Origin of the sequence: Mycobacterium sp., assembly GCF_035697385.1 — a bacterium.
Classification (GTDB): Bacteria; Actinomycetota; Actinomycetes; order Mycobacteriales; family Mycobacteriaceae; genus Mycobacterium.
This window is the reverse complement of sequence record NZ_DASSCY010000350.1, coordinates 1-19,049: the sequence shown is the minus strand read 5'-3', so window position 1 is coordinate 19,049 and position 19,049 is coordinate 1. Positions and strand designations below refer to the sequence as shown.

Genomic DNA, 19,049 nt, shown 5'->3' with positions numbered 1-19,049 from the left:
ACAAAACTTTCAACTGACAGTTAATCGAATAGGAGTCGTAGGTGAGCACCGAGTCGACCGCCGGGGCAAGGGAGCACGCACGGTCCCAGCTGCGCAGCGCCATGATGCGGATCCCGAGCACGCCAGCCCACGTCGAGCCGTCGCGGCTGGTGTGGGCCGAGGCGGTGCCCGCAGGCTCGTACACCACCAAGGTGCTCGGACGGGGAACGCGGCTTCGGCTGTCCGATCCCGACGGCGGTGCATGCGCGCATGTCCTGCTGTTCCGCGCGGACGCGCCGTGGGAACGGCTCAACGTGGCCGACACCATGAAGGTGCCCTGGCAGGCATACCTCGGTGCGGGCCACCCCCTGCTGTCGGATCAGGGCAGGGTGCTGGCCACAGTGGTGGCCGACACCTCCGGGCACCACGACACGCTGTGCGGGATGACCGGAGCCGGACGCGCCAAGATGCTGCTCGCGGCCGCCAAGCACGGCCTCGACATCCGCGACGTCGGACCGTCGGTGTCGTTGTTCAAGGGAGTTCGCGTCGGGGGTGATGGCTCGCTGAACTTCACCGGTTCGGCCGGTCCCGGCGCGGCAATCGACGTGTTGATCCACCTGCCGCTGGTCGTGGCCCTCGTCAACACCGCACACCCGCTGGATTCCAACCCGGCACTGACCGACCTCGACGTGCTGGCCTGGCGCGCCGGCGAGGAACTCACCACACCCGTCAACGACGACCCCGAGTACTTGCGGGCGCTATTCAATACCGAAAGCACTTGGGCCACAGCACAATTCAGCGAGTCATCCAAATGACAACCGTCGAGGCGACCACGGTCTTGGACGAGGTGGTGCCTGCGTGCGCCCCGTGGTCGGCAATCGTCCGCGCCGGCCAGACGCTGCAGATCATCGACCTGCAGGGCAACCAGGCCGTCGACACGTTGTTCTACGGCGTCTCGGGGAGCCAGGTGGATCACGGGCTCCGCTACAGCGCGCAGGCAACGATCGCCGCCGCGCGCAACATCTTCCTGACAACGGGTTCGGTGTTGCGCGCCGAAGACGGCACCGCATTGATGACGATCGTCGCCGACGACGTCGGCAACCACGACACGATCGCAGGCGCCTGCTCCAAGGAGTCCAACACGCTCCGGTACGGCCACCACACCGTGCACCAACACGCTTGTGCGGAAAACTTTTTGGCCGAGGGCGCCAAGTGGGGCCTCGGCAAGCGCGACATCGTCCCCAACGTGAACTTCTACATGAATGTGCCGGTTGAGGCTGATGGAACGCTGGGCATCGTCGACGGGTTGTCCGGACCCGGCAAGTCGGTCACCTTGCGCGCCGACGTCGACACCATGGTGCTGGTTTCCAACTGTCCGCAGATCAACAACCCCTGCAACGGATTCAACCCGACCGAAGTGCGGATGGTGATCTCGACTCGATGACCACCTTCGAGGTGGTGCGGCCCGGCATGCTGACCACCGTGCAGGACTGGCCTGGTCGCATCGGATACTGGCATGTCGGGGTACCGCCATCCGGGCCGATGGATGATCTGTCGTTCCGCATCGGCAACCGCGTGCTGGACAATCCGGAGGGCACGGCCGGGCTGGAGTGCACGAGAGCTGGTCCGGCCCTTAGCTTTCCAGACGGCGGACGGGTCTGCGTGACGGGAGCACCCGTCGTGGTGACGCTGGACGGCACCCCGGTCGCACAATGGCAGTCGATCACCGTACCGCTTGGCGGCGTCCTCGACGTCGGGACGCTCACCGGCCCAGGCATGCGGTGCTACGTGCTGGTGGCCGGCGGGCTGTGCGAGATCGAATACCTGGGCAGCACAGCCACATTCACTCTCGGCGCATTCGGGGGGCACCAGGGAAGGCCGTTGCGCGTCGGCGATGTGCTGACCGCCGGGACGGATCACGGCCAGCTGAACGGCAGGCCTGCGCGTGCGGCGATCGATGAGCAGCCGAGCATCGGGCACCGCTGGGAGGTCGCGGTCACCGAGGGACCGCACGCCGCACCGGAGTTCTTCACCCGCGCCGACATCGACACCGTGGTCGGCACCGACTACACCGTGCACTTCAACTCCGATCGGACCGGGGTTCGCCTCGTCGGACCGAAGCCGCAGTGGGCGCGCAGCGACGGTGGCGAGGCGGGCCTGCACCCGTCGAACATTCACGACAACGCTTACTGCGTAGGCACTTTGGACTTCACCGGCGACACACCGATCCTGCTCGGGCCCGACGGGCCCAGCCTGGGCGGGTTCGTGTGTCCCGTGACCGTCGTCGGCGGCGACCGGTGGAAGCTGGGCCAGATGGCGCCGGGAGACGCGGTGCGGTTTGTGCCGGTGCGTGCCGACAGGGCGCCGTCGCTGCGCACCATCGACATCGACCGGCGAGCGTCGTTCCCGCTGGTGATTTCCACGTCCAGCGACGGCGATGACGGCGTGCTGAACCGCTTCACTGCGCCCGACGGCACCGACGTGACGCTGCGCCGCGGCGGCGACGGCGGTGTGCTCGTCGAGTATGGGCCGATGGTGCTGGACCTGGCGATGCGGGCCAGAGTGCATGTGCTCCACGAGGATTTGCGGGCCAGGGACATCCCCGGCATCACGGAGCTGACACCCGGTGTGCGCTCGCTGCAGGTGCAGTTCGACCCCGCGGTGCTCTCGATGGCCGAGATCACCGATCTGCTGGCGCGTCTTGACGAGGAGCTGCCGCCGTCGGATCAGCTCGTGGTGCCGAGCCGCACGGTGCGCCTGCCGTTGTCGTGGGACGACCCCGCTACGCATGAGGCGATCCAGCGCTACATGCACGGTGTTCGTGCCGACGCGCCGTGGTGCCCTTGGAACATCGAGTTCATTCGCCGCGTCAATGGCCTCGACGACGTCGCGCAGGTGCACGACATCGTGTTCGACGCTCAGTATCTGGTGCTCGGGCTCGGTGATGTGTACCTGGGTGCGCCCGTGGCCACTCCCCTGGATCCGCGCCATCGCCTTGTCACGACGAAGTACAACCCTGCGCGGACCTGGACCCCGGAGAACGCGGTCGGCATCGGTGGGGCGTATCTGTGCATCTACGGCATGGAGGGCCCGGGCGGTTATCAGTTCGTCGGTCGGACGACGCAGGTGTGGAATCACTGCCATCCTGGTAGCGCGCGGTCCTTCGAGCCCGGAACACCTTGGCTACTGAGGTATTTCGACCGGATCAGCTTCTATCCGGTGAGCGCCGAGGAGCTGGTCGACCTGCGTGCCGAGATGGCGGCGGGCCGCGGCGAGGTGGCCATCGACGCCGGGCTGTTCTCCCTCGCCGATTACCAAGGCTTTCTGACCGCCAACTCCGAAGGCATCAGCGAGTTCCGCAAGCAGCAGGCGGTGGCGTTCGCCGCCGAACGGCAGGCGTGGGATCAGGCAGGCGAGTTCCAGCGCGCGAGCTGACGGTTCACCTCGATATGGCACGCTGAGGCGTCCGACAACGGAAAAGCCGCGGCTTGCAACTGAAGGTGAAAATGGCTCCGAGTACGCCCGGAACCTCCAGGTACAAGGAGGTCGAGCGCAAGTTCGAGGTGGTCGACTCCACCGTGTCCCCGTCGTTCGAGGGGCTGGCGTCGGTGGCGCGAGTAGAGCGGTCGCCGTCGCAGCAACTCGACGCTGTCTACTTCGACACACCGAACCACGACCTGGCAGCCCATCACGTCACGCTGCGCAGGCGCACCGGCGGCCCCGATGCCGGGTGGCACCTCAAATTGCCTGCCGGACCGGATGAGCGGACCGAAGTGCGCGCACCACTCGATAACGGCGAGGCCGTCGATGCCGTGCCGGAGGCGTTGCTCGACGTCGTGTTGGCCATCGTGCGCGACCGAACGCTGAGCCCTGTTGCCAGGATCGCCACCAAGCGCACCGTCGACATGTTGTACGGGCCCGACGGCGTTGCGCTCGCGGAGTTCTGCGACGACCAGGTGACGGCTCAGGCCGATCCCGATGGGCCCGAGCAGCAGTGGCGGGAGTGGGAGCTGGAGCTGGCCGGCGGCGGTGACCGCGATTTGTTGGAGCGGTTGACGAACCGGCTGTTGGATGCCGGAGCGGCGCCTGCGGGTCATGGCTCCAAACTTGCGCGCGTCCTCGCCGCGGCGGGTGCGCCCGAGCCCGAAGCGACTTCGCGTCCCGTCGACCCGGTGCACCGCGCGGTGGCCGAGCAGGTCGAGCAACTGCTGGTGTGGGACCGCGCGGTACGGGCGGACGTCTACGACTCGGTGCACCAGATGCGGGTCACCACACGGAAAATCCGCAGTCTGTTGCAATCCTCGGAAGGGGCGTTCGGGCTCTCCGACGACGCGTGGATCCTCGACGAGTTGAGGCAGCTGGCCAGTGTGCTCGGGGTGGCTCGCGACGCCGAGGTGCTAGCCGAGCGTTACGAACGGGCGCTCGACGAGCTGCCCGAGGAGCTGGTGCGTGGGCCGGTGCGGGAGCGGCTCGTCGACGGTGCGAAGCGGCGATACGCCTCTGGGCTACGCCGATCGCTTGTCGCGATGCGCACGCAGCGCTACTTCCGGTTGCTCGATGCGCTCGAGGGTCTGGTGGCGGCCGAACCGCCGCCGACGCAGGCGGGCGAAGAGCCCACGGCGGTCACCCTCGACTCGGCCTACAAGCGGATCCGTAAGGCGGCCAAGCGTGCGAAGGAGGCGCCTGCGCACGACCGCGACGAGGCGTTGCATCGAATTCGCAAGGGCGCCAAGCGACTTCGCTACACAGCTGCGGCGACGGGCGAGGGCAAGGTGGCCGATCGCGCGAAGACGATCCAGACGTTGTTGGGTGACCATCAAGACAGCGTGGTCAGCCGCACTCATCTGAGCCAGCAGGCCGAGGCTGCGCAGGCCGCAGGCGAGGACACCTTCACGTACGGCCTGCTTTATGCGCGGGAGGACGACGTGGCGCAGCGCTCACGCGAGCAGGTTGGCGATGCGCTCAAACAATTGGACAAGGCGGTGCGCAAGGCGCAGTAGGCCCGAAGGGCGGATGAGTTGGCCTGTAAGCCGGATTCTGTCCCTCCCCACCGCGAATATCACGGCGACGAGGCGGCGACCATCCATCTGGACACACCGTTGCCGGGTGCCTCGAGCGGCCTACCCGCAGGCTCGGGCGAGCAGCCCTCGGACGCCTGCGCGACCGCACCAGGTGCGGTCTTCTTGGCCTTGCTTCGGGTGGGGTTTGCCTAGCCACTCCGGTCACCCGGAATGCTGGTGCGCTCTTACCGCACCGTTTCACCCTTACCACCGCGAAGGTGGCGGTCTGTTTTCTGTGGCACTTTCCCGCGAGTCACCTCGGATTGCCGTTAGCAATCACCCTGCCCTGTGAAGTCCGGACTTTCCTCGAATCACCTTTCGACGATCCGCGGCCGCCCAGCCAACTCATCCGCTTGATCAACAATACTTGAGGCATGCCGCAGGTTCCCCCAGCCCGTTATCTGCTGCGGGCCAAGGATCTGGTCGACGCCCGCTACGCCGAGGCAATCACGGTCGACGACCTGGCCGCCGCGGCCGGGCTATCGCGGGCCCACTTCAGCCGGATGTTCACCCGCACGTTCGGCGAGTCGCCACGCTCGTATCTGCAGACCCGCCGGCTCGAGCGCGCCGCGGCGCTGTTGCGCTACACCGACCGCTCGGTCGCCGATATCTGCGTGATGGTCGGCCTGCAGAGCGTCGGGTCATTCACGACGAGCTTCGCCAGGGTGTACGGGCTCCCGCCGGCGGCGTATCGAGCCAGCCTGCCGCCGGCCTCGATGCATGCCCGGGTGCCGAGCTGCATCCTTCGGCGGGACACGCGGCCCCCCGCCGACAGCCGGGTCCGCAAGACAGCACACGGGGAGAAGACGGGCCGAGGCGACCGACCGTAGCGTCGTGCCCATGATCAAAATCGCAAGCGCCCACCTGTGGGTACACGACCAAGAAGTGGCACTGAAATACTGGACCGAAAAAGTCGGTATGGAAGTGCGCCAAGATGTTTCGCTGCCCGACCTCGACAGCACCTTCCGCTGGCTGACTGTCGGTCCGCGCGGCCAGGACGATGTGTCGATCGTGCTGATGGCAGTGCCTGGCCCTCCGGTGATGGACGAGCCCACCCAGAAGCAGGTACTTGACCTCACCGCGAAGGGCTTCGCGGGCACGGTCTTTCTCACCACCGAGGACTGCCAAGCCAGCTACGAAGAGATGAAGGCCCGCGGCGTCGAATTCACCGAGGAACCGCATCAGATGCCTTACGGCATCGATTGCGGATTTCGGGACCCGTCGGGCAACAGCGTGCGACTCACCCAGTTGGCCGACGTGTCGTCGTGGGCGGGATGACCGGCGGCCTAGCTTGACACTCTGATACATGTTACCTTGAGTAGCATGTCATCGGCTGGTGAATTAGCCGATCTGGTCGCAGCGGCGGTTCAGGCCGCCGAGCAGTCCGGCAAGGACGTCGCCGACGTGCCACTGAAGACGATCGCCCAGGCGGCCGGCGTGTCACGCAGCACCTTGGTGCGTCGCCTCAACGGCTCGCGGCAGGCGTTGGACGAGGCGGTGCGGGCCGCCGGGATCGATCCCGGCGGCCAGCCCGTGAGGGTCCGCGCGATCGAGGCGGGAGCCCGGCTCGTCGGCGAACGCGGGCTGGCGAACGTGACCTTGGATTCCGTCGCCGAGACCGCCGACTGTTCGGTGCACAGTCTCTACTCCGTCTTCGGCACTCGCGACGAATTGTTCGCCGCCATCTACGAGCACTACAGCCCGTTCCACGACGTGCTACGCATCAGCGCCGACCCCTCCGCAAGCCTGGAGGAAACCGTGGCGGAGCTCTATCGCACGATCGCCGCCGCGCTTACCAGTGAACCCCGCGTGGCCATCGCGATGCTGTCGGACGTGCTGGGAAACCCACACGGCATCGGCACGCGGATCTTCGCCCGGTATTTCCCTCGTGTGCTGGCCTCAGTCGGCGGCTGGCTGACGACCCATGTGGAAGCCGGCCGCATTCGCGACATACCGATACCACTACTGCTGCAACAGCTTCTGGGTCCAATGCTCGCCCACGTTCTGATGCGACCGGCATTGCCGGAAGAGGTCAGCTTGGACCAGACCTGCACGGAGTTCACCGCCGCATTCCTGCGTGCCGTCGGCACGTCGAAGGATCCGGGCAGCGAAGGGAGATAGATCATGCGCAAGTCACGGGCCGCGATTGCTTCCGCGGCATTCTTTGTGGTGGCTCCTGGCACGGTGGTCGGCCTCATCCCATGGCTGATAACCCGTTGGGAGATAGCCGAATCCACGCCGGTATGGCAGATCATCATCGGCGTCGTGCTGATTGCGGTGGGTCTCATCCCACCGGTGCATGCCTTTGTCCAGTTCGTCAAGGCGGGCGGCACGCCCATGCCGATTGCACCGACGCAGCGCCTGGTGGTCACCGGGTTCAATCGCTATGTCCGTAATCCGATGTACGCCGGACTGATCACCGCGCTTGTGGGCCAGGCGTTGTTGTTCGGCAGCTGGTGGCTCCTGTTGTGCGCGGCGGCGTTCTGGCTCCTCACGGCGTCGTTCGTCAGGTGGTACGAGGAGCCCACCCTGGTTCGTGAATACGACGGCGAATACGAAACGTATCGGCGCAACGTGCACGCGTGGCTACCGCGCTGGCGTCCATGGACACCCGGAGTTGAGCACCAGCCGCAGCCGTAGCGGTCATATTGTGCCGATCCGTTTCGTCATGAACTCATGACAACGCTTGCGCCCACCCGAGCAAGAACTGCTGCGTACTGGACCACGACGGCGGTTCTGGCGACAGAATGCGTGCTCGGCGGCATATTGGGCCAGCTAAAGTACTTCCCGTTTCTCGATACCGCGATCCATTTGGGTTATCCCCGCTATTTCATGGCGATTCTGGGTGTCTGGTACGTGTCGGCGGGCCTCGTTCTGCTTGCCCCGAGACTTCCCCGACTCAAGGAGTGGGCGTATGCGGGACTTGTCTTCAACTACACCGGTGCCGCGGCGTCGCACATATGGGTCGGCGACGATGTCCGAACACTGGTGGGCTCAGTGTTCTTCCTCGCTCTCACCGCGGCTTCGTGGGCGCTGCGGCCTCCTTCGCGTCGCGATTTGCGCCTGCCGGCAAGGCCTTTCAGTCGGGGCCGCGCCATTGTCTATTGGGTGGCGACCGTGTCCGTCGCGGCGGAACTCGCCCTCGGCGGCTTGTGGGATCTGGCGCGCATCGACTATGTCCGCGATGTCGTCGAGCACCTCGGCTATCCGGCCTACCTGCTGACGATCATGGGCGTCTGGAAGATCCCCGGCGCTGCCGTACTGCTCCTGCCCCATTTCCCGCGCGTGAAGGAATGGGCCTACGCAGGCGCCGTCATCAATTACGCCTCGGCTGTCGCTTCACACCTCATCGTCGGAGACGGTGTCGGCGAGATCGTCGCCCCGACAGCGTTACTTGCGCTGACCGTGATCTCATGGGCGCTACGCAGCGTGCCAGTCAGTCATGGCGATGCCGATCCTGACCTCGACCTCGCTGACCGTGATCAAGGGCGTCCCGGGTAGTCGCGGAGCCGTGGATCGATAACGCGCACCCGTCGGCGTAGCGAATTCGGCTGTGTGCACATGGTTTTCCTCACCCGCGGTCACGCGCCAACCCGGTGATTCCTTGTCGTAATTGCATCGCTCGCACATGCCCAACCCATTGGCGGCGCCGGTCGGCCCGCCTCGGTTGCGGGGTTGGGCATGATCGCGATGCCGGATCGGCGCGTCACAGTACGGGGTGCGACAGGTTTGATCGCGCAAGCCGATGAACTTGGCCAAGCCGCGTGGAAACAGCCGCGACCGCGACTCCATCCCCACCAACGCGCCGCTCTTCGGATGCCGGTACAGCAGCCGCAACGTCGCCTTCGACCGCTCATCTGTCACCGCCCCACTGACCAGTCCACGCGCGACATTTGCCGGAATCGGTCCATACCCATCCACGATCACCGCGGCGTTGTCATCACCGAGCAGCGCCGCATCCGAGATCACCAGATTCACCGCCACCGGCTCCGGCGCCTCCGCGGGCCGTCCCGTGACACGCTCCGCCAACGTGTCGGCCATCACCTGCCCGCCGGATCGGTCATCGAAGGTCGTGTCGGCCGCACGCTTGAGCGCCGCATACACGCCGACACCCCGGGCGACCGGCAACAGCACGGTCACATAGGCCATGCAATCCGGGGCCGGGCGAATCGTCACCGTGCGGTCGGCCTCGGCCTTGGCCGCGCGATCCACCACGGCTTGCGCGTCCAAACGGTAGGCGATCTCCTTGGCCGCCGCGATGATCCGCTTATCCCCCATGCCCTCGAGCGTGCTCACGTCCGCGCACAGTTCGGCATCCAACGCCCGCCGATCCGCAACATCCAGACACGCCGACTCCCGCACAATCAACGTCGCCCGCCACTCCGAAAGCGCTCCAGACTCCAGCGCGGCCAACGTATACGGCATCTCATGAACCAACGCTTTGGCGAACCCCAAGTGTCGACCACCGCGTGCCGGCGAATCGCGGCGCGCCAGCGCCACCTCACTGGCCAGTCCCCGGCCCCGCTTTGCCTTCGGTATACCGGCCGCGGTCTCGTCGGCCCGACGTTTCTCATCCAGGGCAGCTGTGGCCCGGGCCTGACCTGTCGCAGCAGCCGACTTGAGCCGCTCGAACCAGGCGATCTGCTCGATCAACACAGCCTCGTCGGCATGGAGATCCACCGCCGTCAGCTCCGCGATATCGAACATACATTCGATGCTAAATCGCCCCTACGACAGATCTCACGCACCGGTCCCCCGCATCGTCTACAAGGTGAGGAAAGGGAGATTGATGAACGTTCGACATGCGGTTATCGACAGCGCGCTCGGCGAGCTCACCCTGGTCGCCGACGATGACACGCTGACCGGCGTGTACTTCCGGCATCACTGGTATCGCCCTGCTGCGGACACCTTCGGGCCACGGGTCGACGCGGAAACCGACGACTTGCTCGCGCGCGCACGCATTCAGCTGACCGACTACCTAGCCGGCGAGCGAGCCGACTTCGACCTGCCGATCAGCCTGCACGCCGGCGAAACACAGCGGCGCGTGTGGGCTCTGCTGACCACCATCCCCTACGGCGAGACCGTCACCTACGGCGAACTCGCGGCTGTCCTGGACGACGGAACCACCGCACAAGATGTCGGCCAAGCCGTCGGGCGAAACCCGTTGAGCATCGTCGTTCCGTGCCACCGCGTGGTCGGCAAGAATGGCCAACTGACCGGGTACGCCGGCGGGCTGGAACGCAAGCAATTCCTGCTCGAACTCGAAGAGCCGGCCGAGATCCGAGCGGCGAGGTTGTTCTGATGGCACCGACGAAATGGCAGAAACGGGTCGACGCGGGCGACTGGGATGCAATCACCGCTGAAGTCAACGACTTCGGCGGTGCGCTGTTGCCCCAGTTGCTCACCAAGACCGAGACGGACGCCCTACGAAAGCTCTATCCGGACGACCACCTCTTCCGCTCGACCATCGACATGCGCAGATATCGGTTCGGCGAGGGCGAATACCGGTACTTCGAACAGCCCTATCCCGAGCCGATCGAGCAGCTCAAGCAAGCCCTCTATCCGCGACTACTTCCGATCGCGCGGGATTGGTGGACGAAACTCGGCCGAAAGGCGCCGTGGCCCGACACTCTCGACAAATGGCTCGACATGTGCCACCAGGCCGGGCAGTCCAAGTCGACCGCCATTCTGCTCAAGTACGGCGAGGGCGACTGGAACGCTCTGCATCGAGACCTCTACGGGGACTTGGTCTTTCCGGTGCAGGTCGTCGTCAACCTGAGCGAGCCTGGAGTGGATCACACCGGCGGTGAGTTTCTGCTTGTCGAACAGCGCCCGCGCGCGCAGTCGCGCGGCACCGCAACACTGCTTCCGCACGGCCACGGGTTCGTCTTCACCACGCGGGAACGACCCGTCGAGTCAACCCGGGGCTGGTCGGCAGCGCCGGTCCGGCACGGCGTTTCGGCGGTCCGCTCCGGTGAGCGATACACGCTCGGCCTGGTGTTCCACGACGCCGCGTGAAACACAACAGCAAGTGGGGAACCCTCGGCGGCCATCGCGCAACACGGATCTACGGTCGACTGGATTGCCCGACGGCGCTGCGGGCGATCGAACGCGGCGGCTACGTCAAGCAGCGGGTGTTCTTCGCCGACGAAGCAGCAGCTATCGCCGCCGGCTACCGGCCCTGTGCACGGTGCCTGCCCGACCGCTACCAGAAGTGGAAGAGCGCGCAACTCACCGCCGACTCATAATGATCACGTTGTCGATGAGCATGCCGACCTGGCCGTCCGGTCCCGTCGCTTCCCGCTCAACGGCTTCCATCCGAACCCGTTCCCACTCGCCCGCATCGAGGTTCAGCGAATCGACGACCTCGTCGGCGCTGGGGAACTCGTGGTGATGGTGCAGCTTCGACGCCCACGGTGGTGGCCCGCCGTGGTCGACGATCAGCAGGATCCCACCCGGTGCGACGGTGTCTGCGGCAAGACGCAGCAGCCGCGGACGGTCTAGCTCGACCATGGAATGCAGGAACTGCGCCGACACCAGATCGTAGGTTCCCGCCGGAAAGGTATGCGGCAGATCGTGTCGCTGGAAGTCGATGCGCTCCAACAGATTGCGATCCCGCGCATCGGCGGCGGCCCTGTCCAGCGCGGTCTGCGAGATGTCGACCGCCGTCACATGCCAACCACGTTCGGCCAACCACATCGCATCGCCGCCTTCACCGCAGCCGAGATCCAGCGCTCTGCCCGGCGGCAGCGCTTCCGCCACCTCCGCCAATCGCACGTTGACATGTCCACTCCATACGCGGTCGCGTTCGGAGTAATGCTCTTCCCAAACCTGTCGGGCCTCAGACTTTGACATCGTCCCTCCATTGTTGCGATGGCAGACCGTAGTCGTCTGCCAGCAGACTCTGCACCACGGCGGCCGCGGCCTGCGAACCCGCCGCGATCGCGCCTGCCACCTGCGGCATCTGCGCGCTCACGTCGCCAGCGGCGAACACTCCTGGCACGGTGGTGCGCCACAGCGCATCGACATCGAGAGACTCCTGCCCCAGCGGCGTCGGAGGGGCGAATCCCGCACCCAGCTGCTCGGCCAGCCGCGACCGCTGATGCAGCGTGGCAGCGACCAACAACCCGTCGCGTGCCAGACGAGTCCCGTCGGTGAACTCGACGGCCGCCAGTTCACCGTTCTGCGCGACGAGTTCGCGCACCGGACGCTCCTCGACCCTGACACCGGCCGAGGCCAACCGCGCGCGGTTTTCGGCACTCAGATCCGCCGGACCATCGGTCAGCAGCACGACGTCGTCGCTCCAATCGCTCAAGAGCAACGCCTTGTGCACTGCCATCTCACCGCGCGCCAACACCGCCAACGGCCTATCCCGCACCTCCCAACCGTGGCAGAACGGACAGTGAAACACCGCCCCGCCCCATAGCTCGGCAAGGCCCGGCAGCGAGGGCAGCCGGTACTCCATGCCCGCGGCCAGCAGCACCCGCCTCGTGGGTTCGCGCCGACCGTCGGCCAGTTCCAGGACGAATCCGCCGTCGGCCCGCTGCCCCGACACCACTTCACCGGTCCGCACCTCGACGCTGGGATACGCCGCTAATTCCTGTCTGCCCATTGCGTACAGCTCGGCCGGTGGACGGCCGTCGTGGCCCAGTAGGCCGCCGATGCCGTGCGCGGCAAGGTTGCTTTGATTTCCCGCGTCGATGAGCAGCGTGCGCCGCCTCGCCCGACCGAGCACCAAACCGGCGCTCTGCCCCGCGGCACCGCCACCAACGATGATGCAATCCCACACAACGTTCATGACACGAGCTTGCAGGCCGATCGCATTGCTGCCAAGCTGGTTTGCCATGCAGGCAAAAACTGAGGACGGCGTGGACCTCCGTGTCCGCAGGCGACTGCGTGAGTTGCGCATGCAGCACGGCCTGACGTTGGAAGATGTCGCAAGCCGGTCCAACATCGACGTCTCGACGCTGAGCCGGCTGGAATCGGGCAAGCGACGTCTGGCGCTGGATCATCTCCCCCGATTGGCCGCGGCGCTTTCGGTCACCACCGACGAGTTGTTGCGAACTCCGGAAGCGGAGGATCCGCGGGTGAAGGGCAGCTCACATACGTCGCACCACGTCACCTACTGGCCGTTGACGCGCCAGGGACCCGCGGGTGGGCTGCACGCGTTCAAGATCCGGGTGAGCGCCCGGCGCCGTACGCCACCAACGGAATTGCCGGTGCACGAGGGCCACGACTGGATGTACGTGCTTTCCGGTCAGATGCGTCTGATCCTCGGTGAGCGCGACTTCATCATCAAATCCGGTGAGGCCGTGGAGTTCTCGACGTGGACACCGCACTGGTTCGGCGCGGTCGACGGGCCGGTCGAGGCGCTCGCGATCTTCGGACCGCACGGCGAGCGGCTGCACTTGCACGCCTGACTACAGGTACGCCGTCTGATTCACCAGTCGCACCGACGCCGCCCCGTCCGGGTAGAACTCAGCGATGGACAGCGACGCGAGGTCGAGGTGCAGCCGGTACAGGATGCCAGGGCCCGCGTCGAGCGCAATCCTCAGCAGCGTCTTGATCGGCGTCACATGCGACACAACCAGCACCGTCTCGCCGCCGTGTTCGGTGATGATCCGGGCCTTCGCCCGCTGCACCCGATCGGCGACGCGGTCGAAACTCTCCCCCTCCGGCGGTGTCACGCTGGTGTTGCGCAACCAGAGCCGGTGCAACTCCGGATCGCGCTCGGCCGCCTCCCCGAACGTCAGTCCTTCCCATGACCCGAAGTCGGTCTCGATCAGATCATCGTCGACGGTCACGTCGAGCCCGAGCGCCTTGGCCGCCCCCGCCGCAGTGTCATATGCCCGCTGCAACGGCGAGGTGATCACCGCGGCGATACCGCCCCTGGTCGCCAAGTACTGCGCGGCGGCCTCGGCCTGGCGGCGACCGACGTCGGTAAGCGCCGGATTCCCGCGGCCCGAATACCGCCGTTGCGTTGACAACTCGGTCTGTCCATGCCGTAGCAACAGGAACCTCGTCGGCGCACCACGCGCACCCGTCCACCCAGCCGGGGAGGACACTGTCTCCGCCGCCTTGGGCGCTTCGGCCGGCGTTTCGACCTCGGTGGCGGCGTCCATCGCTTCGTTGGCCAACCGATCGGCATGGCTGTTCTTTAGCCGCGGGATCCACGCGTAGGTGATGTGGTCGAATCGCGTCGACAGCGCCGTCGCCTGCTGATGCAGCGCCACGAGGTCGGGATGCTTGACCTTCCAGCGGCCCGACATCTGTTCCACCACAAGCTTGGAGTCCATCAACACCTCGACGTCGGAGGCGCCGATCTTCGCCGCCTCCTCCAGACCCGCGATCAGCCCGCTGTACTCGGCGACATTGTTGGTGGCCCGGCCGATCGCCTGCTTGCTCTCGGCGAGGACGGCGCTGCGGTCAGCCGACCAGACCACGGCGCCGAAGCCGGCCGGCCCCGGATTACCCCGCGACCCGCCGTCCGCCTCGACGATCACCTTCACTGGCCGGCACCCTTGACCCGCAACAGAATTGCACCGCATTCGGGGCAGCGCAGCACCTCGTCCTCGGCCGCGGCCGCAATCCGCGCCCGCTCGCCCTGGTCGATCTCGATCCGGCACGCCCCGCACCTCCTGCCCTGCAGCACGCCTGCCCCTGCGCCGCCCCGGGACCGCTGCCTCTCATAGAGCGCGACGAGATCGGCGTCGAGTTCGGAGACGAGTTCGTCACGCCGCGAGGCGTGTTGGTGGCGGAGTTGGTCGATTTCGGCACGTGCATCGTCGCAGGCCTTTTGCGCATCGCTTCGCTTGTTCTGCAGCTCGTCGATCTTCGCCAGCTCGTCGGCCTGGTTGGTCTGCAGCTCCTCCCGGCGTTCCATCACCTCCAGCAGCGAGTCCTCAAGGCTGGACTGGCGGCGCTCCAACGTGCCAAGCTCGTGCTGCAGCTCGGTGAGTTGTTTGGCGTCAACGGTTCCCGCGTTCAACAGTGACCGGTCCCGATCCTCGCGCTGGCGGACCGAGTCGATCTCGGACTCGAACTTGGCCACCTGGGCGTCCAAGTCTTCGATCGCAATCTGCAACGCGGCCAACCTGTCGTTGGAGTCCCGGTGTTTGGCCTGAATCTCTTCGAGTTGTTGATGCTCGGCCAGGTGATTGGCTCGATGCTCGAGGCGGCTCATCTCGGCATCGATCTCCGCCAGCTCGAGCAACGAACGTTGTTGTACTACTTCAGCTTTCATGTTTCGTTTCTCTCGACATTCCACGGATCGGTGCGTATCGCCGATACTCGAACCGGCAACGACTCACCGAAATGTTCACGTAGCAGTTCCGCCGCCTGCGTACACCACGGGAACTCACTGGCCCAGTGCGCGACGTCGACCAGCGCCACGTCCGACCCCCGCCGGTGTTCATCGGCGGGATGGTGTCTCAGGTCGGCGGTGACGTAGGCCTGCACTCCGGCCACCGCGACGGCGTTTAGTAGCGAGTCGCCCGCGCCGCCGCACACCGCAACCCGCGACACATTCGCGTCTGACTCGCCCGACGCCCTGACTCCCCATGAGGTGCCTGGCAGCGCATCGTGTACCCGGGATACGAAGGCCGACAACGTCTCAGGCCTCGGCAGGGATCCAACCCGGCCCAATCCGACATCGCCTGGCACGGGCGCCAGCGCGAAGATGTCGAATGCCGGCTCCTCGTACGGATGTGCGGCTCGCAACGCCGCGAGCACATGGCCCCGCAACCGGGTCGGCGCGATCACCTCTACCCGATCCTCGGGTACACGTTCGACGGCGCCCACCTTTCCGATCGTCGGCGTGGCGCCCTCATGCGGCAGAAACTGCCCGGTGCCCGAGACACTCCAGCTGCAGTGTGAGTAGTCACCGATGTGACCGCCGCCTGCGGCGAACATCGATTCCCGTATGGGCTCGGCGTTCTCGGCAGGCACGAAGACCACCCACTTGTCGAGGTCCGGCCCAACCGAGATCGGTGCTAGCACCTCCTCGACCGTGAGCCCAAGCGCATCGGCCAGCGCATCCGACACCCCGGGAGCCGCCGCGTCTGCGTTGGTGTGCGCAGTGAACAACGCACGGCCCGTCCGGATCATCTGGTGTATCAGCGCGCCCTTGGCGGTGCTGGCGGCGACGGTGTCAACCCCGCGCAGCAGCAGCGGGTGATGTGCCACCAGCAGCCCGCGCTCGGGCACTTCGGCGACGACGGCGGCGGTGGCGTCGACCGCGACCGTCACCGTTTCGACGGGCTCGGAGGGGTCGCCGCACACCAAACCCACCGAATCCCAGTCCTGCGCCAGCCCCGGCGGATAGGCCGCGTCGAGCACCTCGAGGATGTCGGACAACCGCGCGCTCACCGTAGAACCTCGCCGATCGCGTCCACCAGCACCGGCCACTCAGGACGCACCGCGACGCGCAGGTACTCACCGTCGAGGCCCACGAACGTGTCGCAACGACGCACCGCAATACCCTTGCGGTCCAGGTGTTTTCGCATCAGTTCGGCATCCGGCACAGCGAACAGGACAAACGGCGCGCGGCCGTCCACCACGTCAAGTCCGATACCCGTCAAAGCGGCCACCATCTCAGCACGCAACATCGCCAGCCGTCGCGCACCGTTCTCGGCTTCGGCGACGGCCTCGGGCGCGCTGCACGCGGTGATCGCCTCCAACTGCAGCGTGCCAAGCGGCCAGTGCGGCCGCGTAGCCGTCAACCGGGTCAGCACATCAGCCGCGCCCAGCGCGTAGCCGACTCGCAGCCCGGCCAGCGCCCACGTCTTGGTCAGGCTACGCATCACCACCACGTCGGGCAGAGTGTCAGCCGCCAGCGATTCCCCTTCACCAGGAATCGCATCGGCGAACGCCTCGTCCACCACCACGACACGGCCGGGCCTGCGCAGGGCCAGGATCTGCTCGCGCGTGTGCAGCACCGACGTCGGGTTGGTCGGATTCCCGACGACGACGAGATCGGCCTCATCGGGCACGACCGCGCCGTCAAGGCCGAACGGCGGCGACAGCACGACGTGCGCCAGCGGCACACCGGCCGCGGCCAGCGCCGCCTCCGGTTCGGTGAACGACGGCGCGATGAGCGCGGCCATCCGGGGCCGCAGGTTGGGCAGCAGCGCGAACCCTTCAGCGGCGCCTGCCAGCAGCACCACCTCGTCGGCACGACGCCCGTGCCTGGCAGCGACGGCGCCGACCGCGCGCTGCTCATCCGTCGCGCTGGGGTATCGGCCGAGCTCGGTCATCCGCGCGACGAGCCGGTCGACCAGCCAGGAGGGCGGGTGCGCTGCGCGGACGTTGACGGCGAAGTCCAGCATGCCGGGGCGCGCAGCCACATCGCCGTGGTAACGCGCGGCCGTACGCGGGAGAACTGCCACATCACGACCCTAGTGCGCCGACCGGGCAGCGCGACGACCACGCACGTCGGGGACAATGGAGGCGTGCATCCAAGCCCGCAGCTGGTGATCTTCGATCTGGACGGCACCCTGACCGACTCGGCGCAGGGGATCGTGTCCAGCTTCCGCCATGCGCTCGGCGCAGTCGGCGCAGTCGTGCCCGACGGCGACTTGGCCAGCCGGATCGTGGGCCCGCCGATGCACCACACGTTGCGCGAGATGGGCCTCGGTGAGGATGTCGACGCGGCGATCGCCGCCTACCGGGCGGACTACACCACGCGCGGCTGGGCAATCAACGAGCTGTTCGACGGCATCCCCGCACTGCTCGCCGATCTGCGCGCCGCTGGCGTCCGGCTGGCGGTTGCGACGTCAAAGGCGGAGCCGACGGCCCAGCGGATCCTCGCGCATTTCGGTCTGGACGGGCACTTCGAGGTCATCGCCGGCGCCAGCATCGACGGCTCGCGCGCGGTCAAGGCCGACGTGGTCGCGCATGCGCTGGCCCAGCTGCAGCCATTGCCCGACCGGGTGTTGATGGTCGGCGACAGGTCGCATGACGTCGAAGGCGCCGCCGAGCACGGCATCGACACTGTCGTGGTTGGCTGGGGCTACGGGCGTGGCGATTTCGACGAGCCCGACGCTGATATCGCTCTGACGCACGTCTGTACCGTCGACGACCTGCGTGAGGTGCTCGGTGTCTGAGCCGCTGCATGTCACGTTCATCTGTTCTGGCAACATCTGCCGCTCGCCGATGGCGGAGAAGATGTTCGCCCACCAGATCGACAAGCGCGGCTTGTCCGGTGCGGTTCGGGTAACCAGCGCGGGAACCGGAGGCTGGCACGCCGGCGATGCGGCCGACCACCGGGCCAGCCATGTGCTGCGTGAGCACGGCTACCCCACCGCCCACTGCGCCGCACAGATCGGTGACGACCACCTGTCGGCCGACTTGGTGGTTGCGCTGGGGCGCAATCACCAACGGATGCTTCAGGAGATGGGGGTGCCGTCCGACCGGATCCGGATGCTGCGGTCGTTCGATCCGCGCTCGGGTGCGCATGCGCTCGACGTCGAGGATCCGTACTACGGCACCCACGACGACTTCGAGGATGTCTTCGCGGTGATCGACGCCGCGTTGCCCGGGCTGCACGATTGGGTGGACGAGCAGCTTGCAGACAGGGGCATCGCAAGCTGATGAGACGTTGGGCCTTTCTGCTGCGGCCGGCGTGGCTGGCCCTGTTCGTGGTGGTCATCGCGTTCGCCTACCTGTGTTTCACCGTGCTTGCACCATGGCAGCTCGGCAAGAACACCAAGACGTCGCGGGAGAACGCTCAGATTTCGCACTCGTTGACTGCCGAGCCGGTGCCGGTGACAACTCTTCTGCCGCAACAGGATTCGTCGGCACCCGACGAGCAGTGGCGGCAGGTCACCGCCACCGGGCGCTACCTGCCCGAAGCCCAGGTACTTGCGCGGCTGCGGGTGATCGACGGCGAACCCGCGTTCGAGGTGCTGGTGCCGTTCGCCGTCGATGGCGGCCCCACCGTGTTGGTCGACCGCGGATACGTGCGACCCGTTGCGGGCTCGCAAGTGCCGACCATTCCGCCGCCGCCGACCG

Annotated in this window: 23 protein-coding genes and 1 other RNA gene; 16 read left to right on the top strand and 8 right to left on the bottom strand. The window is 66.6% G+C overall.

The genetic code is table 11. The features are described 5' to 3' along the window. The first annotated feature begins 41 nt into the window (after positions 1-41). The 4 genes from VFH65_RS29195 to VFH65_RS29180 all read left to right on the top strand — a co-directional run bounded on the left by VFH65_RS29195 (position 42) and on the right by VFH65_RS29180 (position 4,979). Positions 42-794 (top strand): DUF1989 domain-containing protein, encoded by a 753-nt coding sequence (locus tag VFH65_RS29195; RefSeq protein WP_353326600.1) that lies wholly within the window; start codon positions 42-44, stop codon positions 792-794. Next, a complete protein-coding gene (locus tag VFH65_RS29190; protein ID WP_353326598.1) occupies positions 791-1,423 on the top strand; it encodes an urea amidolyase associated protein UAAP2 in 633 nt (210 codons plus the stop codon). Before VFH65_RS29195 ends, VFH65_RS29190 begins: the two co-directional genes overlap by 4 nt. Beyond that, the gene (locus tag VFH65_RS29185; protein ID WP_353326597.1) at positions 1,420-3,414 is read left to right on the top strand and encodes a 5-oxoprolinase/urea amidolyase family protein; all 1,995 of its coding nucleotides are present in this window, start codon (positions 1,420-1,422) and stop codon (positions 3,412-3,414) included. Before VFH65_RS29190 ends, VFH65_RS29185 begins: the two co-directional genes overlap by 4 nt. Positions 3,415-3,485: 71 nt before the next feature. Next, positions 3,486-4,979, top strand: a complete 1,494-nt coding sequence (locus VFH65_RS29180; protein ID WP_353326596.1) for a CYTH and CHAD domain-containing protein — start codon at positions 3,486-3,488, stop codon at positions 4,977-4,979. Between the two features lie 10 nt (positions 4,980-4,989). Here the strand turns inward: VFH65_RS29180 and rnpB are convergent. Then, positions 4,990-5,387: RNase P RNA component class A (rnpB, locus tag VFH65_RS29175), an RNA gene on the bottom strand. A 26-nt stretch (positions 5,388-5,413) separates the two neighbouring features. Between rnpB and VFH65_RS29170 the strand changes: the two genes are divergently transcribed. Genes VFH65_RS29170 through VFH65_RS29150 form a run of 5 tightly spaced genes read left to right on the top strand, consistent with a single transcriptional unit; the run spans position 5,414 to position 8,540 of the window. After that, positions 5,414-5,869, top strand: coding sequence for an AraC family transcriptional regulator (locus tag VFH65_RS29170; RefSeq protein WP_353326594.1), 456 nt, complete (start codon positions 5,414-5,416; stop codon positions 5,867-5,869). A 10-nt stretch (positions 5,870-5,879) separates the two neighbouring features. After that, positions 5,880-6,317: a VOC family protein gene (locus tag VFH65_RS29165; RefSeq protein WP_353326592.1), complete on the top strand. Its 438-nt coding sequence runs from the start codon at positions 5,880-5,882 to the stop codon at positions 6,315-6,317. Positions 6,318-6,362: 45 nt separating this feature from the next. Further along, positions 6,363-7,160 carry a TetR/AcrR family transcriptional regulator gene (locus VFH65_RS29160; protein WP_353326590.1) on the top strand — a complete coding sequence of 266 codons (798 nt, stop codon included), beginning with the start codon at positions 6,363-6,365 and terminating at the stop codon, positions 7,158-7,160. Positions 7,161-7,163: 3 nt separating this feature from the next. After that, the gene (locus tag VFH65_RS29155; RefSeq protein ID WP_353326588.1) at positions 7,164-7,679 is read left to right on the top strand and encodes a methyltransferase family protein; all 516 of its coding nucleotides are present in this window, start codon (positions 7,164-7,166) and stop codon (positions 7,677-7,679) included. Positions 7,680-7,715: 36 nt separating this feature from the next. Continuing rightward, positions 7,716-8,540, top strand: a complete 825-nt coding sequence (locus tag VFH65_RS29150; RefSeq protein WP_353326587.1) for a DoxX family protein — start codon at positions 7,716-7,718, stop codon at positions 8,538-8,540. On the opposite strand, the gene VFH65_RS29145 is transcribed toward VFH65_RS29150, so the two are convergent. Next, positions 8,460-9,746, bottom strand: coding sequence for an HNH endonuclease (locus VFH65_RS29145; protein WP_353326585.1), 1,287 nt, complete (start codon positions 9,744-9,746; stop codon positions 8,460-8,462). The genes VFH65_RS29150 and VFH65_RS29145 overlap by 81 nt on opposite strands. Positions 9,747-9,828: 82 nt before the next feature. On the opposite strand from VFH65_RS29145, the gene VFH65_RS29140 reads away from it, so the two are divergent. The 3 genes from VFH65_RS29140 to VFH65_RS29130 are packed head-to-tail and all read left to right on the top strand — an operon-like array spanning position 9,829 to position 11,287. Continuing rightward, positions 9,829-10,341 carry a methylated-DNA--[protein]-cysteine S-methyltransferase gene (locus VFH65_RS29140; RefSeq protein WP_353326583.1) on the top strand — a complete coding sequence of 171 codons (513 nt, stop codon included), beginning with the start codon at positions 9,829-9,831 and terminating at the stop codon, positions 10,339-10,341. After that, positions 10,341-11,057 carry a 2OG-Fe(II) oxygenase gene (locus tag VFH65_RS29135; RefSeq protein ID WP_353326581.1) on the top strand — a complete coding sequence of 239 codons (717 nt, stop codon included), beginning with the start codon at positions 10,341-10,343 and terminating at the stop codon, positions 11,055-11,057. Before VFH65_RS29140 ends, VFH65_RS29135 begins: the two co-directional genes overlap by 1 nt. Then, a complete protein-coding gene (locus tag VFH65_RS29130; protein WP_353326579.1) occupies positions 11,054-11,287 on the top strand; it encodes an Ada metal-binding domain-containing protein in 234 nt (77 codons plus the stop codon). Before VFH65_RS29135 ends, VFH65_RS29130 begins: the two co-directional genes overlap by 4 nt. Here the strand turns inward: VFH65_RS29130 and VFH65_RS29125 are convergent. Beyond that, positions 11,271-11,894, bottom strand: a complete 624-nt coding sequence (locus VFH65_RS29125; RefSeq protein WP_353326577.1) for a class I SAM-dependent methyltransferase — start codon at positions 11,892-11,894, stop codon at positions 11,271-11,273. The two genes, VFH65_RS29130 and VFH65_RS29125, sit on opposite strands and share 17 nt — an antisense overlap. Further along, entirely contained in the window at positions 11,881-12,837 is a 957-nt protein-coding gene (locus VFH65_RS29120) for an NAD(P)/FAD-dependent oxidoreductase (protein WP_353326616.1), read from the bottom strand. The genes VFH65_RS29125 and VFH65_RS29120 overlap by 14 nt, the downstream gene beginning before the upstream one ends. A 46-nt stretch (positions 12,838-12,883) precedes the next feature. On the opposite strand from VFH65_RS29120, the gene VFH65_RS29115 reads away from it, so the two are divergent. Further along, a complete protein-coding gene (locus VFH65_RS29115; RefSeq protein ID WP_353326575.1) occupies positions 12,884-13,459 on the top strand; it encodes a helix-turn-helix domain-containing protein in 576 nt (191 codons plus the stop codon). On the opposite strand, the gene VFH65_RS29110 is transcribed toward VFH65_RS29115, so the two are convergent. The 4 genes from VFH65_RS29110 to cobC are packed head-to-tail and all read right to left on the bottom strand — an operon-like array spanning position 13,460 to position 17,425. Then, positions 13,460-14,548, bottom strand: coding sequence for a bifunctional RNase H/acid phosphatase (locus VFH65_RS29110; RefSeq protein ID WP_353326574.1), 1,089 nt, complete (start codon positions 14,546-14,548; stop codon positions 13,460-13,462). Next, the gene (locus VFH65_RS29105; protein WP_353326572.1) at positions 14,545-15,282 is read right to left on the bottom strand and encodes a zinc ribbon domain-containing protein; all 738 of its coding nucleotides are present in this window, start codon (positions 15,280-15,282) and stop codon (positions 14,545-14,547) included. Before VFH65_RS29105 ends, VFH65_RS29110 begins: the two co-directional genes overlap by 4 nt. Continuing rightward, the gene (locus VFH65_RS29100; protein ID WP_353326571.1) at positions 15,279-16,406 is read right to left on the bottom strand and encodes a Nif3-like dinuclear metal center hexameric protein; all 1,128 of its coding nucleotides are present in this window, start codon (positions 16,404-16,406) and stop codon (positions 15,279-15,281) included. The genes VFH65_RS29105 and VFH65_RS29100 overlap by 4 nt, the downstream gene beginning before the upstream one ends. After that, the gene (cobC, locus tag VFH65_RS29095; protein WP_353326569.1) at positions 16,403-17,425 is read right to left on the bottom strand and encodes an Rv2231c family pyridoxal phosphate-dependent protein CobC; all 1,023 of its coding nucleotides are present in this window, start codon (positions 17,423-17,425) and stop codon (positions 16,403-16,405) included. Before cobC ends, VFH65_RS29100 begins: the two co-directional genes overlap by 4 nt. Positions 17,426-17,488: 63 nt before the next feature. On the opposite strand from cobC, the gene VFH65_RS29090 reads away from it, so the two are divergent. The 3 genes from VFH65_RS29090 to VFH65_RS29080 form a co-directional block, all read left to right on the top strand. Continuing rightward, complete coding sequence (locus tag VFH65_RS29090; RefSeq protein WP_353326567.1) at positions 17,489-18,142, top strand: HAD hydrolase-like protein; 654 nt, start codon at positions 17,489-17,491, stop codon at positions 18,140-18,142. After that, positions 18,135-18,629, top strand: coding sequence for a low molecular weight protein-tyrosine-phosphatase (locus VFH65_RS29085; protein WP_353326565.1), 495 nt, complete (start codon positions 18,135-18,137; stop codon positions 18,627-18,629). The genes VFH65_RS29090 and VFH65_RS29085 overlap by 8 nt, the downstream gene beginning before the upstream one ends. After that, positions 18,629-19,049: SURF1 family protein (locus VFH65_RS29080; protein WP_353326563.1), on the top strand; the 421-nt coding region annotated here is incomplete at its 3' end. The genes VFH65_RS29085 and VFH65_RS29080, both read left to right, overlap by 1 nt.